The following is a 17,497-nucleotide window of genomic DNA, read 5'->3' as shown; positions in this document are numbered from 1 at the left end:
GACCACGATGTCGGACCCCAGCGGGTCCTCCGATCTGCCCGGTGGCGCCTCGACCGCGCGCTTCGCCCCCGGCACGTTCTCCCCCGATCCCCGCCCAGCGGCCCGCGCGTCGATGCTGGCCGCGCAGACGCGCCTCGAACTGGTGCTGCTGCTCCGCAACGGCGAGCAGCTGTTGCTCACCCTCTTCATTCCGGTGACCCTGCTGGTCGGCCTGACGCTGCTGCCGTTCGGCGATCTCGGCGGTGTCCGGGTGGACACCGTGGTGCCCGCGGTCATGACCGTCGCCGTCATGTCCACGGCCTTCACCGGGCAGGCGATCGCCGTCGGATTCGACCGGCGCTACGGCGCGCTGAAACGCCTCGGCGCCACCGCGCTGCCCTCCTGGGGCATCATCGCCGGCAAATCGCTGGCGGTCAGCGTGGTCGTGGTGCTGCAGTCGGTCGTGCTCGGCATCATCGGCGCGGCGCTGGGATGGCGCCCGACTCTGCTCGGGCTCGGCGTCGGTGCGGTGGTCATCGCCCTCGGCACGGTGACGTTCGCCACGATGGGCCTGCTGCTCGGCGGTACCCTGCGCGCCGAGATCGTGCTCGCCCTCGCCAACATCGCCTGGTTCGTCATGCTCGGTGTCGGCAGCGTGGTCTTCGCGACCGACGCCCTGCCGGGCATCGTGCGGACGCTGGCCCGGTGCATTCCGAGCGGTGCCATGACCGAGACGCTCGAACAAGCCGTCGTCGGGCACGTCGACTCGATGGGCATCCTCGTCCTGGTGATCTGGGCCGCCGTCTGCGGTGTGTGGGCCACCCGGAAGTTCTCGTTCACCTGACCGGCGGAGATCGCGCGCACGGGGTCGTCGACCGGCCGGGGGCCGTCAACTACAGCGTGTAGGAGTCTGGCGACTACCATCGGTCCCGTGCGTCGCGCCTACTTCTCCCTCGTCGACCGGCTTCCTCTCCCGTCTGTGCGCGCGCAGCGCATCATCGCGTTCCTGGTGATTCTGACCCAGGGCGGCATCTCGGTCACCGGCGCCGTCGTGCGCGTAACGGGCTCCGGACTGGGCTGCCCCACCTGGCCGCAGTGCTTCCCCGGCAGCTTCACGCCGGTGGGGGTCTCGGAGGTCCCCGTCCTGCATCAGGCCGTGGAGTTCGGCAATCGGATGCTCACGTTCCTGGTGGTCCTGACCGCGGCCGCGATCGTCCTGGCCGTCACCCGCGCCCGTCGCCGACGCGAGATCGTCGCCTACGCCTGGCTCATGCCGGCAGGCACGGTGCTCCAGGCGGGCGTCGGCGGCATCACCGTGCTCACCGGCCTGCTGTGGTGGACGGTGGCCGTCCACCTGATCATCTCCATGCTCATGGTCTGGCTCGCCACCCTGCTGTTCCACAAGATCGGCGAGCAGGACGACGCGGTGTCCGTCGCGACCGTGCCCGCACCGCTGCGCTGGCTCACGGCTCTGTCCGCGACGGTCCTCGCCGGCGTCCTGGTCGCGGGCACCATGGTCACCGGCGCGGGACCGCACGCCGGCGACGCGGACGTCGCGCGCCTCGAGGTGGAGATCGTCACCCTGGTGCACCTGCACGCCGAACTGCTGGTGGGCTATCTCGCCCTGCTGGTCGGCCTGACGTTCGGCGTGTACGCCGTGGGCCGCGCCGGGGTGACTCCGCTCAAACGCCGTTTGCACGTCCTGCTGGCACTCGTGATCTCCCAGTCCGTCGTCGGCATCGTCCAGTACTTCACCGACGTCCCGGCCGCCCTGGTGGCCGTGCACGTCGCCGGAGCCGCGCTGTGCACCGCCGCGACAGCTGCCGTGTGGGCGGCCTGTCGAGAGCGCGAGGAAGCGCCCGGCGCCGAGGCTCAGAGCCCGTTGCGGGCCTTCGGGAACCGCGTCTGACCGGCCACCCAGCCGGCCATCTGGGCGAAGTGCCCCTTGCGGGGAGTCACCACCGAGCTGAGGTCGCGGTCCCACTCGCCCACGGTGACCGAGTCCAGGCTGTCCACCACCGCGTGAGCGGTGCGTAGATCCGGCGCCACTCGATCGCCCAGGATGCCGTCCGCTCCGACCAGAGTGACCCGCACCCCCGCCCGCCCGAGCGGCTGCAGAACCGCCGTGGCCGATCCGCCGTGCGCGTCCACGAAGGACGAGATGGACGAGCGCAGGCGTGACGGCGGCGCCGCGGTTTCCGTGCTCTGCGGCGAGTCGCCCTTCGGCGCGTTCTCGAGGCTCTCGGAGGTCATGACTGCGACGATAGCCGATCCGGGTGCGAGGTCGACCGGAGGCTACCGACGAGTAACCTCCGCCGGATCCTTCCCGCCGCCGATGCCGGTGGAAGACTGCGCTCATGCGCGCAATTCTCGTGACCCGAACCGGCGGACCCGACGTCCTCGACCTCACCGACGTGCCCGATCCATCGCCCGGACCGGGCGATCTGCTCGTGCGCGTCGACGCCGCCGGCATCAACTACATCGACACCTACTTCCGCACCGGAACCTATCCGCGCGACCTGCCCTACGTCCCGGGCGACGAGGGAACCGGCGTCGTCGAGGCGGTCGGTGACGGTGTCGACGGTGCCGACGGGGACTTCTCGGTCGGGGACCGCGTGGCCTGGGCCTCCGCGCCGGGCAGCTACGCCGAACTCGCCGTCGTCCCCGCCGCGGTCGCCGTCCGCGTGCCGGACGGGGTGGACGCGCCGCAGGCGGCGTCCGTGCTGCTGCAGGGCATGACCGCCCACTACCTCGTCGAGTCCACGTACCCCGTGCAGGCCGGGGACACGGTGCTCGTGCACGCCGGCGCGGGTGGCGTGGGGCTTCTCCTCACCCAGCTCGTCGTCGCGAAGGGCGCAACCGCGATCACGACGGTCTCCACCGACGAGAAGGCCGAGCTCTCCCGCCGGGCCGGCGCCACGCACGTACTCCGGTACGACGAGGACATCGCAGCTCGTGTCCGCGACCTCACCGGCGGCGAGGGAGTGGCCGCGACGTACGACGGCGTCGGCCGCAGCACGTTCGACGCGAGCGTCGCGAGCACGCGCGTGCGCGGCACCGTCGCGCTGTTCGGCGCCGCCAGCGGACCGGTCCCACCCGTCGATCCGCAAATTCTCAACCGCGGGGGCTCGCTGTTCCTGACGCGGCCCACCCTGGTTCACCACGTACGGGACCGCGCCGAACTGGAGTGGCGGGCCGGTGACGTCATGCGGGCGCTGGCGGACGGCACGCTGACGGTGCGCGTCGGGAATCGCTATCCGTTGGCGGAGGCGCGGCGGGCGCACGAGGACCTCGAGGGACGGCGGACCACGGGCTCGATCGTGCTGGAGCCGTGATGGCCGGAACGGCCTAGAAGCCGAGCATCTCGCTCACGGTGGCGCCGCCGATCACGGCGTCCACCGCGAGTCCGAGGAACACGACGGCGAGGTAGTTGTTCGACTGCAGGAACAGACGCAACGGCTTGACCGGCCGACCCTTGCGCACCCCGGAGTAGAGCTGGTGGGCCATGACGAGGAACCACGTGCCGGCCACCAGGGCGACGGCCGCGTAGATCACGCCGGCCGCGGGCACGAGGGCCAGCGTGGCGGCGACGGTGAGCCAGGTGTAGATCACGATCTGGCGGGTGACCACCTGCTCGGTGGCCACCACGGGCAGCATGGGAACGCCCGCGGCCTCGTAGTCGTCCCTGTAGCGCATCGCGAGCGCCCACGTGTGGGGCGGCGTCCAGAAGAAGATGACGAGGAACAGCACCACGGCCTGCCAGCCCACCGTGCCGGTCACCGCGGACCAGCCGACGAGGGCGGGCATGCACCCGGCGGCTCCGCCCCAGACGACGTTCTGCGAGGTCCGGCGCTTGAGGCCCTTGGTGTAGACGAAGACGTAGAACAGGATGGTCGCCACCACGAGCGAGCCCGCGAGCAGGTTGGCGGCCCACCACAGCCAGAGGAACGACGCGGCGCCGAGGACGACACCGAAGACCAGTGCGTGGCGGGTGGGAACCGCCTCGCGGGCCAACGGACGACGCGCGGTGCGCTTCATGACCTTGTCGATGTCCGCATCGACCACGCAGTTGAGAGTGTTGGCACTGGCGGCGCCCATCCACCCGCCGAAGAGCGTGGCGAAGAGGAGCGGCAGGTTCACGGTGCCGCGGTCCGAAAGCAACATCGTCGGGATGGTCGCGACGAGAAGGAGTTCGATGACGCGCGGCTTGGTCAGAGCGAGGTACGCCGCAGGCCGCGCGAGCAGTCGACCGGGCAACGACGTCGGTGCCGGCCGGGAGCTCACCTGCGGACTGTCGGCGAACCCGTGTCCACTCGGGCTCTGCCGCATCGCCACTCGAATTCTCCCAACCACATCCACGCGCGCGTCACCATCGGACCGATGGCACTACTACAGGCGATGGTAGACGCCGCCGGTGTCATCGCCCCAATCGGCGGGTACCACGACTGCGCCGCCCACCCCGGGGAACTAGGCTCTTCGGTGTGAGCGGTCACCGCTCGCACCGTTGCTACTGGCCACCCACCCCGACAGTGTCAGGAGACCCTCGCTCGTGTCGATCACAGACGACGTCACCGCCCTCACCAGGGCGCACCACCCCAGCGACTGGACCGACCTGGACACCCGCGCCGTGGACACCGTGCGCGTCCTCGCCGCCGACGCCGTCCAGAAGGTGGGCAACGGCCACCCCGGTACCGCCATGAGCCTCGCTCCCCTGGCCTACACCCTCTTCCAGCGCACCATGCGTCACGATCCGGACGACACCACCTGGATCGGCCGCGACCGCTTCGTGCTCTCCTGCGGCCACTCGAGCCTCACGCTCTACATTCAGCTCTACCTCGGCGGTTTCGGTCTCGAGCTCGAGGACCTGAAGGCGCTGCGGACGTTCAAGTCCAAGACTCCGGGTCACCCGGAGTTCCGCCACACCAAGGGTGTCGAGATCACCACCGGGCCGCTGGGCCAGGGTCTGGCCTCCGCCGTGGGCATGGCCATGGCGTCCCGACGCGAGCGCGGCCTGTTCGATCCCGAGCCCGCGTGGGGCGAGAGCCCGTTCGACCACTACATCTACGTCGTCGCCTCCGACGGCGACATCGAGGAGGGCGTGACCAGCGAGGCGTCGTCGCTCGCCGGCACGCAGCAGCTGGGCAACCTGATCCTGTTCTACGACGACAACAAAATCTCGATCGAACACTCCACCGACATCGCTCTGTCGGAGGACACCGCCGCCCGGTACGAGGCCTACGGCTGGCACGTGCAGGTGGTCGAGGGCGGCGAGAACGTCACGGCCATCGAGGAGGCGATCGAGGCGGCCAAGGCCGTCACCGACAAGCCGTCGATCATCGTGCTGCGCACCATCATCGGCTTCCCGGCACCCACCATGATGAACACCGGCGCCGTCCACGGTGCCGCCCTCGGCGACGAGGAGGTCGCCGCGGTGAAGAAGGCGCTGAACTTCGACCCCGACGCGACGTTCGAGGTCTCCGACGAGGTCATCGCGCACACTCGCGGCCTGCAGCAGCGGGGCCGCGCGGCACACGAGGCCTGGAGCAAGGACTTCGACGCCTGGAGCGAGCGCGAGCCCGACCGGCGCGTCCTGCTCGACCGACTGACGAAGGGCACCCTCCCGGAGGGTTGGACGGACGTGCTCCCCACGTGGGAGCCCGGCAGCAAGGCCGTCGCGACGCGTGCGGCGTCGGGCAAGGTGCTCGGTGCCGTCGGCCCCGTCCTGCCCGAGCTGTGGGGCGGCTCGGCCGACCTCGCGGGCAGCAACAACACCACCATCGAGGGCGCGAAGTCCTTCGGCCCCACGTCGATCTCCACCGACGACTGGGACGCGGAGCCCTACGGCCGCACGCTGCACTTCGGCATCCGTGAGCACGCGATGGGCGCGATCCTCTCCGGCATCGTCATGCACGGCCCGACCCGCGCGTACGGCGGCACGTTCATGCAGTTCAGCGACTACATGCGCCCCGCCGTCCGACTCGCGTCGCTGATGGACATCGATCCCATCTACGTCTGGACCCACGATTCGGTGGGCCTCGGCGAGGACGGACCGACCCACCAGCCGGTCGAGCACCTCGCCGCACTGCGCGCGATCCCCAACCTCTCCGTCGTCCGTCCCGCCGACGCCAACGAGACGGCGCACGCCTGGCGCGCCGTGCTCGCGCGGTCGTCCAGCAGCGGTCCGGTCGGACTCGCCCTCACCCGCCAGGGCGTTCCGGTGCTCGAGGGCACCGACTACGAGGGTGTCTCGAAGGGCGGCTACGTCCTGGTCGAGTCCTCGAAGGCAGTACCCGACGTGGTGCTGATCGGCACCGGATCCGAGGTGCAGTACGCGGTCGAGGCGCAGAAGACCCTCGAGGCCCAGGGCATCGGCGCGCGCGTCGTCTCGATGCCGTGTGTGGAGTGGTTCTTCAGCCAGGACCAGAACTACCGCGACCAGATTCTGCCGCCCACCGTGACCGCGCGCGTCTCGATCGAGGCCGGTATCGCGATGCCGTGGTACCGCATCGTCGGCGGCCACGGCGAGATCATCTCGCTCGAGCACTTCGGGGAATCGGCAGACGCCGCCACGCTGTTCCGCGAGTACGGCTTCACCGCCGACGCCGTCGTGGCCGCCGCGCAGCGTTCCATCGCCAACGTCGCGCAGCGACCCGTCACCTCCGTGAAGGGATAGACCCCCATGACACAGAACACGAACCTCGAGCAGCTCTCCGCCGCCGGCGTGTCCGTCTGGCTCGACGATCTCTCCCGCACCCGCATCGAGTCCGGCAACCTGAAGGAGCTGATCGACACCAGGTCGGTGGTGGGCGTCACCACCAACCCGTCGATCTTCCAGGCCGCACTCAGTGCCGGGAACACCTACGACGAGCAGGTGAACCAGCTCGCCGCGCAGGGCGCCGACGTCGACACCGTGATCCGGACCGTCACCACCGACGACGTCCGCAACGCGTGCGACGTCCTCGCCCCGGTGTACGAGGCGACGGCGGGCGTGGACGGTCGCGTCTCCATCGAGGTCGACCCGCGAATCGCCCACGACACGGACAAGACCGTCGCCCAGGCGATCGAGCTGTGGAAGATCGTCGACCGCCCGAACCTGCTGATCAAGATTCCCGCCACGGAGGCCGGCATCCCGGCGATCGCCAAGGTGATCGGCGAGGGCATCAGCGTCAACGTCACGCTCATCTTCTCCGTCGAGCGGTACGAGGCCGTCATGAACGCCTACCTCGAGGGCCTCGAGGCCGCCGCTGCGGCCGGCCACGACCTCGACACGATCCACTCGGTGGCGTCGTTCTTCGTCTCCCGCGTGGACACCGAGGTGGACAAGCGTCTCGACGCGATCGGCACGCCGGAGGCGACGGAGCTGAAGGGCAAGGCGGCGCTGGCCAACGCCCGTCTCGCCTACAGCGCCTACCAGCAGGTGTTCGAGGTCGGCGCGCGCTTCCAGAGCATGCTCGACAAGGGCGCACGGCCGCAACGGCCGCTCTGGGCCTCGACCGGGGTAAAAGACCCGTCGCTCCCCGACACGCTGTACGTGACCGAGCTCGTCGCACCCAACACGGTCAACACCATGCCGGAGAAGACCCTGGATGCCGTCGCCGACCACGGTGAGATCACCGGCGACACGGTCACCGGGACCGGTCCGCAGTCGCAGGAGATCTTCGACCGGATCGCGGCACTCGGTGTCGACCTGACCGACGTCTTCCTCGTTCTCGAGAACGAAGGCGTGGAGAAGTTCGAATCCGCGTGGGGCGAGCTGCTGGACGCCACCCGCGAGCAACTCGACGCAGCCAAGAGCTGATCGGTGGCCGACGTTGCCGGGGGCGCCGGGCCGGATCCGACCGGGCCGGTGAACCCTCTCCGCGACGGGCGTGACAAGCGACTGCCGAGGATCGCCGGGCCCTGCAGCCTGGTGATCTTCGGCGTCACCGGCGATCTCGCCCGCAAGAAGCTGATGCCGGCCGTCTACGACCTGGCCAACCGCGGCCTGCTGCCCCCCGGCTTCGCGCTGGTCGGGTTCGCGCGCCGGGACTGGTCCGACCAGGACTTCGGCACGATCGTGCACGACGCCGTGCGCGAGCATTCCCGGACGCCGTTCCGGGAGGACGTCTGGGAGCGCCTGTCCGAGGGAATCCGCTTCGTCGAGGGCACCTTCGACGACGCCGCCGCGTTCGAGCGTCTGAAGAGCACGCTCGCGACGCTCGACGTCGAGCGCGGCACCGGCGGCAACCACGCCTTCTACCTGTCGATCCCGCCCGGGGCCTTCCCCACGGTGTGCGAGCAGTTGTCGGCGTCCGGCCTGGCCACCGGGGACGACGGCAGCTGGCGGCGCGTCGTCATCGAGAAGCCCTTCGGTCGCGATCTGCAGAGCGCCAAGGAGCTGAACGCGGTGGTCAATCGGGTCTTCCCGGAGGACACGGTGTTCCGCATCGACCACTACCTCGGCAAGGAGACGGTCCAGAACATCCTGGCGCTGCGTTTCGCGAACCAGTTGTTCGACCCGATCTGGAACGCCCACTACGTCGACCACGTGCAGATCACCATGGCCGAGGACATCGGCCTCGGCGGTCGCGCGGGGTACTACGACGGCATCGGCGCGGCGCGCGACGTCATCCAGAACCACCTGCTCCAGCTGCTCGCCATCACCGCGATGGAGGAACCGGTCAGCTTCAAGCCCTCCGAGCTGCAGACCGAGAAGATCAAGGTGCTCTCGGCCACCAAGTTGGCCGAACCGTTCGCCGAGACCGCCGCCCGCGGCCAGTACACCGCCGGGTGGCAGGGCAGCCAGCGCGTCAAGGGACTCAAGGAGGAGGACGGGTTCGACGCCGAGTCGAACACCGAGACCTACGCCGCGATCACCCTCGAGGTGGACACCCGCCGCTGGAGCGGAGTGCCGTTCTACCTGCGAACCGGCAAGTCGCTCGGTCGCCGGGTCACCGAGATCGCCGTGGTGTTCAAGCGCGCCCCCCACCTGCCCTTCGATGCGACCATGACCGAGGAGCTCGGACAGAACGCGTTGGTCATCCGCGTGCAGCCCGACGAGGGCGTGACCATGCGCTTCGGCTCGAAGGTCCCGGGATCGTCGATGCAGGTGCGCGACGTGAGCATGGACTTCAGCTACGGGCAGGCCTTCACCGAATCCTCCCCCGAGGCGTACGAGCGGCTCATCCTCGACGTGCTGCTCGGCGAGCCGTCCCTCTTCCCGGTGAACGAGGAGGTCGAGCTCTCCTGGAAGATCCTCGACCCCATCCTCGAGTTCTGGGCGTCGGGCGGGACCGCCGATCCCTACGAGGCGGGCACCTGGGGACCGGAGTCGGCCAACGAGATGATGGAACGCACCGGACGTGAATGGAGAAGACCGTGATCGTCGACCTCCCCGCCACCACGACCGGTGACGTGTCGAAGAAGCTGGTGGAGATCCGCGAGTCCGGCGGTGCGGTCACCCTCGGCCGGGTGCTCACGCTGGTGGTGCTCACCAAGAGCGTGTCCGGCGCGGAGGACGCCATCGCCGCCGCCAACGAGGCCAGTCGAGAACACCCCTGCCGCGTCATCGTGCTGGCCCCCGACGACCGCGACGCCCCTCCCGGACTGGACGCGCAGATCCGCGTCGGTGGGGACGCCGGCGCGTCCGAGGTGGTGATCCTGCGTCTGCACGGCGAACTGGCCGACCACGAGGACAGCGTCGTCGTGCCGTTCCTCCTGCCCGACACACCCGTCGTCGCCTGGTGGCCCGACGAAGCTCCCCCGGTTCCGGGCAAGGACAAGGTGGGCAAGCTCGCCATCCGCCGCATCACGGACGCCACCCACGCGCCCGATCCGCGCTCCGCGATCGCCGGTCGTCTGGCGTCGTACACGAAGGGCGACACCGACCTCGCGTGGTCGCGCATCACCTACTGGCGCGCCCTGCTCACCACTGCGCTCGACCAGGTGAGCGAACCCGTCGAGTCCGTCTCGGTGTCGGGTCTGTGGGAGGAGCCGGCACTCGACATCCTCGCCGGGTGGCTGGCCGGACGCCTGTCCGTGCCCGTCACACGCCGGGTGGGACCGTTGACCGTCGAGATGCGGCTGGTCGGTGGCGGTGTCGTCTCCATCTCCCGACCGCAGACCGGCACCACCGCGACTCTGCGGCGCACCGGCCAACCCGACACCCTCGTCTCGCTCGCGCGGCGCGAGACCCGCGACTGCCTGGCCGAGGAACTGCGGCGCCTCGACCGCGACGAGATCTACGAGGAGGCCCTGGCGTCTCTCGGGAAGGTGACGTATGAGTGAGATCGTCCGCTCCGCCGATCAACGGTCCCTGGCCCGCGCGGCCGCCGAGCGCATCGTCGCTGTCCTGGTGGAGGCACAACGCGCCCGCGGCTCGGCATCGCTCGTCCTCACCGGCGGCGGCACGGGCGTCGCCACGCTGACCGCCGTTCGTGACCTGGGTGGGGACGTCGACTGGTCGGCCGTCGACGTCTTCTACGGCGACGACCGATTTCTGCCCGAGGGCGACCCGGAGCGCAACCACCGTCAGACTCGGGAAGCGTTGCTCGATCACGTCGACGTGGACCCGGCGCGCGTCCACGTGATGGCGGCGTCCGACACCCCGCCCGGCGACATCGTCGCGGCGGCCGCGGCGTACCACCAGACCATCGCGGCGTTCGCGGGTCCGTCCGGGGAGCCGACGTTCGACGTTCACCTCCTCGGCATGGGTCCCGATTCCCACGTCAACTCGATTTTCGCCGGCACGGACGCCGTGCGCGAGACCGAGCGCCTGGTGCTGGCCGTCACCGACTCCCCCAAGCCCCCGCCGGAGCGCATCACGCTCACGCTCCCCGCGGTGCGGCGCTCGCGCCACGTGTTCCTGCTCGTGTCGGGTGAGGGCAAGGCCGACGCCGTCGCCGCCTGCGTCGGTGGAGCCGACCCGATCGAACACCCCGCCGCGGGCGCGGTCGGTCTGGACTCCACTGTGTGGTTCCTCGACGAGGGTTCCGCGTCCCGGCTCTGACCGTCACCGACCGGCGGTGTTCGGGTCACCCCGTCGCCGGGCGTCGTCGGTCCCGCCCGGGTGATCCCGACGGCACGAGTACAGGACGCGGCCCCCACCCGACCGTCGCGGGACCCCGCGTCGCCAGGCCGACGAGGCTGCTGCACAGCGGTTCTCGCGCGAGTCGGACATGCGGCCCTCGTTCCGTCGACGGTGCCGACGACCCGATCGGGCCGGCGGCTCATCGAATTCGACGCCGCCGGCCACCGTCCGGTTCCCCGCTGCCGAACTCCGCTACCCGCTGTTGCGCAAGGCAGTGGCGAGCCCGTTCATGGTGAGCAGGATGCCGCGCTTGACCTGTTCCCGGTCGTCCCCCGCACGGAGTTGCCGGAGCAGCTCCACCTGCAGGTGGTTGAGCGGCTCGAGGTAGGGGAAGCGGTTGAAGACCGAGCGAGCGAGAGCCGGGTTGTCGTCCAGCAGTCCGTCGTGTCCGGTGATCTTCAGGTACCAGGACACGGTGCGCGCGTGCTCGTCGGAGATCATCGCGAACACGGTGCGACGGAGCTCCTCGTCCGGCACCAGCTCGCTGTAGCGCGCGGCGAGGCCGAGGTCCGACTTCGCCATGACCTGGGCCATGTTCGACAGCACGGTGCGGAAGAACGGCCACCGGCGGTAGAGATCGGAGAGGGTGCGCAGGCGCTCCTGGTCGTCGCCGACCCAGCCCTCGAACGCGGACCCCACGCCGTACCACCCGGGCAACATGACGCGGGACTGGCTCCAGGACATGACCCACGGGATCGCGCGCAGGTCGTACACGGAATTGGTGGGCTTGCGGGAGGCCGGCCTCGAGCCGATGTTGAGCTCGCCGATCTCCGCGACCGGCGTCGACAGGCGGAAGTAGTCGACGAAGCCGGGGGTCTCGTGGACCAGCGCGCCGTAGGCAGCACGGGCCCGGTCCGCGAGGTCGTCGAGCACGGCGTACGCCGCGTCCGCGCCGTCGCCGAGGCCCTCGACGTCGAGCAGCGTGCTCTCGAGCGTCGCCGCGAGCAGCGTCTCGAGGTTGCGCCGGGCGGACTTCGGTTCGGCGTACTTGGCCGCGATGACCTCGCCCTGCTCGGTGAGGCGCAGCGAACCCGTCACCGCACCGTGCGGCTGCGCAAGGATCGCGTCGTAGCTCGGACCACCGCCGCGGCCCACGGTGCCGCCGCGACCGTGGAAGAGACGGAGTCGGATGCCCGTCTCGCGGGCGGCCTCGATCAGGTCCAGCTCCGCGCGGTACAGCGCCCAGTTGGCGGTGAGGTAGCCGCCGTCCTTGTTGGAGTCGGAGTACCCCAGCATGACTTCCTGGTGCATGCCGCGGGCCTCCACCAGCGCGCGGTACACGGGCACGTCGAGCGTCGCCCTGATGGTCGCGGCGCCCCCACGCAGATCGTCGATGGTCTCGAAGAGCGGCACCACGCCCACCGACGACGTCGGGCCCTCCCCCGGTGCGCCCGGATCGAGGATGCCCGCTTCCTTGAGCAGCACAGCGGCCTCGAGCATGTCGCTGACGGAGGTACACATACTGATGATGTAGTTCGGCACCGACTCGGGGCCGTGCCGCCGCACCGCCTCCGCCGCCGCGGTGACGATGGCCAGTTCCTTGGCCGTCTGCTCGCTGAACTCCGCCCGCGCGCCGACCAGCGGACGCCGGGTCTCGAGCTCGGCGGACAGCACGGCCACCCGCTCGTCCTCGCTCAGCGAGGCGTAGTCGGCGTGGACGCCGGCCCAGGCGAGGAGTTCGGCGATCACCGACTCGTGCACCTCGGAGTTCTGCCGCAGATCCAACCCGGAGAGGTGGAACCCGAAGGTGTCGACCGCACGACGCAGGGTCCCCAGCCGGTCGTCGGCGATGCTGTCGTCCCCGATCACGCGCAGCGCGTGGTCGAGCACGTCGAGGTCGGCGAGGAGCTCCTGCGGCCGCTCGTACGGCTCGGCGTCGCCCACCTGCTCCGGCGGCAACGCGCCGGTCGGCACCGAGTCCAGAACGCGCGACGCCGTGCGGGAGAGCCGTCGACGCAGACCGCGCACGGCGCGGCGGAACGGCTCGTCCGCACGGTATGCGGACTCGTCGCCGGAGGCGTCGGCGAGACGCTGCAGATCGTCGTCGACGTCGATCAGACGCGCCGACATCGACAGCTCGCGCTCGAGCTCCGCGAGGTGGCCGAGATACTTCTCGATCGCCACGGTGGCGGCCCGGCCCGTGGCGGTCCGCACCACCTCGGCCGTGACGTTCGGGTTGCCGTCACGGTCGCCGCCGATCCAGGATCCCGGCCGCAGTACCGGACGCGGCACCAGGTTCGCCTCGGGCCACCGTCGACGCAACTCGTCGCGGACGCGGGCGTCGATGGTCGGGATGACGTCGAACAGGGACATGTCGTAGTACCGCAGGCCCACGTCGATCTCGTCCTGGATACGCAAGCGGGACAGGCGAATCAGAGCCGTCTGCCACAGCGTGAGGATCTGCCGATGGATGCCGACCTCGGTCTCCCGCGCCTCGGCCGGATCGAGCTCGGTCCGCTCCCGGAACCGCATGAGCTCGGTGATGCGGGACTGCGTCTCGAAGATGCTCCGCCGCCGGGTCTCGGTCGGGTGCGCGGTGATGACGGGCGCGACGAGGGCGTCGCGCAGCAGATCCGCCACCCGGTCCGCGTCGAGGTCGGCGGCGTCGAGCTTGGCGTACGTGGCGGCCAGGCTGCTGTCCTGAGGCGGCTCGCCGGCCCGCACGTGCACCATGCGGCGGCGCTCGCGGTGGATGTCCTCGGCCAGATTGGCCAGCAGGGAGAAATGGCTGAACGCGCGGATGACCGGGATTGCGCGCGCGATGTCGATTCCGGAGAAGAGATCGGCGAGTTCCGAGCGATCGATCTCCGACCGGCGCACCCGGAAGGACTCGACGCGGGCGCGCTCGACGAGATCGAAGATCTCCGGACCCTCGTGGTCTCGAACGATGTCACCGAGAATGCCGCCGAGGAAGCGAATGTCCTCGCGCAGCGGCTCCGTGGCGGGCAAACCGGGATCGACGGTGGTCATGGAGTCAGTATCGTCGCCGACCGGCTCGGACACGGTGCAGCCGACGGGTGCTCCCGATCACACCGGGGTGTTCGGGGTCAGGCGAACTTGATCTCGAGGCCGATGCCGAGGATGCAGATCAGCCAGACGATGCCGGTGAAGACCGTGACGCGGTCGAGATTCTTCTCGACCACCGAGGACCCCGACAGGGAGGACTGGACGCCGCCGCCGAACAGGCTCGACAGGCCGCCACCCTTGCCGCGGTGCAGCAGGACGAAGACCAGCAGAGCGATGCTGGTGACCACCAGCAGGATGTCCAGGAACGTGCGCATGATGGACGATCCTACAGGCCCGGTTCCGACCGACGAGAAAGGGCACGTCGTCCGACGTGCCCTTTCTCGATCGGAAAGCGGACGATCAGGGCAGCGGCCCACCGGCCGCGATCGCGCACAGCGTCGCGAACTCGTCGGCCTTCAGGGACGCTCCGCCCACCAGCGCGCCGTCGACGTCGGTCTGTCCGACGATCTCGCCGACGTTCTTCGAACTGACCGATCCTCCGTAGAGGATGCGGACCGCGGCGGCGGTGTCGACGTTCGCCAACGACGCGAGTTCGGTGCGCACCGCGGCGCACACCTCCTGGGCGTCGGCCGCGCTCGCGACCTTGCCGGTCCCGATGGCCCAGACCGGTTCGTACGCGACGACGACCTTCGCGATCTGGTCGGCCGACAGTCCCGCGAGCGATCCGCGCAACTGCTCGAGGTTGTGGGCCACGTGCTCGCCCGCCTCGCGCACGTCGAGGCCCTCGCCGATGCAGACGATCGGGGTGAGCCCGTGCTTCAGCGCGGCCGTGGTCTTGGCCAGCACCGTCGCGTCGTCCTCGCCGTGACCGGCGCGACGCTCGGAATGGCCCACCACGACGTACGTGCAGCCCAGCTTGGCCAGGAACGCGCCGCTGATGTCACCGGTGTACGCACCCTGATCGTGCGGCGAGAGGTCCTGCGCACCGTAGGTGAGCAGGAGCTTGTCGCCCTCGACCAGCGTCTGGACGCTGCGGATGTCGGTGAACGGCGGGATGACCGCCACGTCGACTTTCTCGAAGTACTTCGCGGGCAGCGAGAACGCGATCTTCTGCACCAGAGCGATGGCCTCGAGGTGGTTGAGGTTCATCTTCCAGTTGCCCGCGATGAACGGCGTCCTGCTCATGCGTCACCCTCCAGAACGGACAGGCCCGGCAGGGTCTTGCCCTCGAGGTACTCGAGGGAGGCACCGCCACCGGTGGAGATGTGCGAGAAGCCGTCCTCGGGCAGACCCAGCGTACGCACGGCCGCCGCGGAATCGCCGCCGCCGACGACGCTGAACGCGCCCTTGGCGGTGGCCGCGATGATGGCCTTCGCGATCCCCGCCGTGCCGGACGAGAACTTCTCGAACTCGAAGACGCCGGCGGGACCGTTCCAGAAAATCGTCTTCGCGTTGCCGAGCACCGCGTCGAAGCGATCCACAGAATCCGGGCCCACGTCCAGGCCCATCCAGCCGTCCGGGATCTCCGAGGCCTTCACGACCTTCGAGTCCGCGTCGGCGGAGAACGAGTCCGCCACCACGACGTCGGTGGGCAGGTGGATCACGTCGCCGAACCGCTCGAGCAGGTCCTTGCACGTATCGATCCGATCCTCCTGCAGCAGCGAGGAACCGACCGAGTAGCCCTGCGCGGCGAGGAACGTGAACGCCATGCCGCCACCGATGACCAGGGTGTCCACCTTGGGCGCGAGCGCCTCGATGACCCCGATCTTGTCGGAGACCTTGGACCCGCCCAGCACCACCGCGTAGGGCCGCTCGGGGGTCTCGGTCAGCCGGGTCAGCACGTCCACCTCGGTGGCGACGAGCGTGCCCGCGTAGTGCGGGAGCAGCGTCGCGACGTCGTACACCGACGCCTGCTTGCGGTGGACGACGCCGAAGCCGTCGGACACGAACGCGGCATCGTCGCCGGCCAACGTGGCCAACTCCTTCGCCAGAGCCAGTCGCTCGTCGTCGTTCTTGCTGGTCTCGCGCGGGTCGAACCGCACGTTCTCGAGCAGCAGGACGTCGCCGTCGGTGAGTCCCTCGGCGCGGGCCTCGGCGTCCTGCCCGACGACGTCGCCGGCCAGCTGGACGTGCCGACCGAGCAGCTCACCGAGCTTCGCGGCGACCGGCGCCAGCGAGTACTTCGCGTCCGGCGCGCCCTCCGGGCGACCCAGGTGGGCCACCACGACGAGCTTGGCGCCCGCCTCGAGCAGGGCGTTCAACGTGGGCAGGGACGCCTCGATGCGCCCGGCGTCGGTGATCTCGCCGCCGTCGAGCGGGACGTTGAAGTCCGCCCGCACCAGGACGCCGCGACCGGAGACTCCGGCGTCGATCAGGTCCTGCAGTGTCTGGACCGCCATCGCGTCAGAGGGACTTGCCGACGAGGCCGAGCAGGTCGACGAGGCGGTTGGAGTAGCCCCACTCGTTGTCGTACCAGGAGACGATCTTGACCTGGTCCTCGATGACCTTGGTCAGGCCCGAGTCGAAGATGGACGACGCCGGGTCGGTGACGATGTCCGAGGACACGATCGGCGCGTCGGTGTACTTGAGGATGCCCTTCAGCGGGCCCTCGGCGGCGGCCTTCATGGCGGCGTTGATCTCGTCGACCGACGCGCTCTTGCGCACGTTGGCGGTGAGGTCGGTGACCGAACCCGTGGGGATCGGCACGCGCAGGGCGTAGCCGTCGAGCTTGCCGAGCAGCTGCGGGAGCACCAGGCCGATGGCCTTGGCGGCGCCGGTGCCGGTGGGCACGACGTTCAGGGCGGCGGCGCGGGCGCGGCGCAGGTCGGAGTGCGGGCCGTCCTGGAGGTTCTGATCCTGGGTGTAGGCGTGCACGGTGGTCATCAGGCCCTTGACGATGCCGAACTCGTCGTCGAGCACCTTCGCGATGGGGCCGAGGCAGTTGGTGGTGCACGAGGCGTTGGAGATGATGTTCTGGCTGCCGTCGTACTTGTCGTCGTTGACGCCCATGACGATGGTGATGTCCTCGCCCTTGGCGGGCGCGGAGATGATGACCTTCTTGGCACCGGCGTCGAGGTGGCCCTTGGCCTTGGCGGCGTCGGTGAAGATACCGGTGGACTCCACGACCACGTCGACGCCGAGGTCGCCCCACGGCAGCGCGGACGGTCCCTCGCGCAGCGAGAGAGCCTTGATCTTCTGGTCGCCGACGACGATGGTGTCGTCGCCCTCGAGCGAGACGTCGTAGGGCAGGCGGCCGAGGATGGAGTCGTACTTGAGCAGGTGAGCGAGCGTCGCGTTGTCGGTGAGGTCGTTGACGGCAACGATCTCGATGTCGGTGGTGCCGAGCGCCTTCTGCGCATCGACCGCCCGGAAGAAGTTGCGTCCGATACGACCGAAGCCGTTCACGCCTACCCGAACCGTCACTGTTCGCTCCTTTTGCTTCTGGCTGCGGACCGTGTTGCCGCAGCTGCGTCTGCACCCGGG

The 17,497-nt window shown here is 69.8% G+C and carries 15 protein-coding genes; 8 read left to right on the top strand and 7 right to left on the bottom strand.

Annotated elements, in window-relative coordinates; genetic code table 11:
* The first annotated feature begins 7 nt into the window (after window positions 1-7).
* Together A3Q40_RS08135 and A3Q40_RS08130 are read left to right on the top strand one after the other, a co-directional pair.
* The gene (locus A3Q40_RS08135; protein WP_068105650.1) at window positions 8-823 is read left to right on the top strand and encodes an ABC transporter permease; all 816 of its coding nucleotides are present in this window, start codon (window positions 8-10) and stop codon (window positions 821-823) included.
* 87 nt (window positions 824-910) lie between these two features.
* Window positions 911-1,888 carry a COX15/CtaA family protein gene (locus A3Q40_RS08130; protein ID WP_068101147.1) on the top strand — a complete coding sequence of 326 codons (978 nt, stop codon included), beginning with the start codon at window positions 911-913 and terminating at the stop codon, window positions 1,886-1,888.
* Here A3Q40_RS08130 and A3Q40_RS08125 read toward each other — a convergent pair.
* Window positions 1,852-2,232 (bottom strand): hypothetical protein, encoded by a 381-nt coding sequence (locus A3Q40_RS08125; protein ID WP_068101145.1) that lies wholly within the window; start codon window positions 2,230-2,232, stop codon window positions 1,852-1,854. The genes A3Q40_RS08130 and A3Q40_RS08125 overlap by 37 nt on opposite strands.
* A gap of 104 nt (window positions 2,233-2,336) precedes the next feature.
* Between A3Q40_RS08125 and A3Q40_RS08120 the strand changes: the two genes are divergently transcribed.
* Window positions 2,337-3,314, top strand: a complete 978-nt coding sequence (locus A3Q40_RS08120; protein ID WP_068101141.1) for a quinone oxidoreductase family protein — start codon at window positions 2,337-2,339, stop codon at window positions 3,312-3,314.
* 13 nt (window positions 3,315-3,327) lie between these two features.
* Here A3Q40_RS08120 and A3Q40_RS08115 read toward each other — a convergent pair whose 3' ends face one another.
* Window positions 3,328-4,308, bottom strand: a complete 981-nt coding sequence (locus tag A3Q40_RS08115) for a heme o synthase (protein ID WP_068101138.1) — start codon at window positions 4,306-4,308, stop codon at window positions 3,328-3,330.
* Between the two features lie 220 nt (window positions 4,309-4,528).
* Between A3Q40_RS08115 and tkt the strand changes: the two genes are divergently transcribed.
* From tkt to pgl, 5 genes are read left to right on the top strand one after another with little or no spacing between them, the layout of a single operon-like run.
* The gene (gene tkt, locus A3Q40_RS08110) at window positions 4,529-6,652 is read left to right on the top strand and encodes a transketolase (RefSeq protein WP_068101134.1); all 2,124 of its coding nucleotides are present in this window, start codon (window positions 4,529-4,531) and stop codon (window positions 6,650-6,652) included.
* A 6-nt stretch (window positions 6,653-6,658) separates the two neighbouring features.
* Entirely contained in the window at window positions 6,659-7,777 is a 1,119-nt protein-coding gene (tal, locus tag A3Q40_RS08105) for a transaldolase (RefSeq protein ID WP_068101131.1), read from the top strand.
* 3 nt (window positions 7,778-7,780) lie between these two features.
* Window positions 7,781-9,340 (top strand): glucose-6-phosphate dehydrogenase, encoded by a 1,560-nt coding sequence (gene zwf, locus A3Q40_RS08100; RefSeq protein WP_068101127.1) that lies wholly within the window; start codon window positions 7,781-7,783, stop codon window positions 9,338-9,340.
* Window positions 9,337-10,245, top strand: a complete 909-nt coding sequence (gene opcA / locus A3Q40_RS08095) for a glucose-6-phosphate dehydrogenase assembly protein OpcA (RefSeq protein WP_201133047.1) — start codon at window positions 9,337-9,339, stop codon at window positions 10,243-10,245. Before zwf ends, opcA begins: the two co-directional genes overlap by 4 nt.
* Window positions 10,238-10,966, top strand: coding sequence for a 6-phosphogluconolactonase (pgl, locus tag A3Q40_RS08090; protein ID WP_068101121.1), 729 nt, complete (start codon window positions 10,238-10,240; stop codon window positions 10,964-10,966). The genes opcA and pgl overlap by 8 nt, the downstream gene beginning before the upstream one ends.
* A gap of 273 nt (window positions 10,967-11,239) precedes the next feature.
* Here pgl and ppc read toward each other — a convergent pair whose 3' ends face one another.
* The 5 genes from ppc to gap all read right to left on the bottom strand — a co-directional run bounded on the left by ppc (window position 11,240) and on the right by gap (window position 17,437).
* A complete protein-coding gene (gene ppc / locus A3Q40_RS08085; RefSeq protein WP_068101114.1) occupies window positions 11,240-14,017 on the bottom strand; it encodes a phosphoenolpyruvate carboxylase in 2,778 nt (925 codons plus the stop codon).
* Window positions 14,018-14,094: 77 nt separating this feature from the next.
* Window positions 14,095-14,328, bottom strand: coding sequence for a preprotein translocase subunit SecG (gene secG, locus A3Q40_RS08080; RefSeq protein WP_068101111.1), 234 nt, complete (start codon window positions 14,326-14,328; stop codon window positions 14,095-14,097).
* A gap of 85 nt (window positions 14,329-14,413) precedes the next feature.
* Window positions 14,414-15,199, bottom strand: coding sequence for a triose-phosphate isomerase (gene tpiA, locus A3Q40_RS08075; RefSeq protein WP_068101108.1), 786 nt, complete (start codon window positions 15,197-15,199; stop codon window positions 14,414-14,416).
* Complete coding sequence (locus A3Q40_RS08070) at window positions 15,196-16,413, bottom strand: phosphoglycerate kinase (RefSeq protein WP_068101105.1); 1,218 nt, start codon at window positions 16,411-16,413, stop codon at window positions 15,196-15,198. The genes tpiA and A3Q40_RS08070 overlap by 4 nt, the downstream gene beginning before the upstream one ends.
* Before the next feature lie 4 nt (window positions 16,414-16,417).
* Entirely contained in the window at window positions 16,418-17,437 is a 1,020-nt protein-coding gene (gap, locus tag A3Q40_RS08065) for a type I glyceraldehyde-3-phosphate dehydrogenase (RefSeq protein WP_068101102.1), read from the bottom strand.
* Window positions 17,438-17,497: the final 60 nt, after the last annotated feature.

It is taken from the genome of Rhodococcus sp. PBTS 1 (genome assembly GCF_001620025.1).
Taxonomy (GTDB): domain Bacteria; phylum Actinomycetota; class Actinomycetes; order Mycobacteriales; family Mycobacteriaceae; genus Rhodococcoides; species Rhodococcoides kroppenstedtii.
The sequence above is the reverse complement of the archived record's forward strand: the minus strand, read 5'-3'. Positions and strand labels throughout refer to the sequence as shown.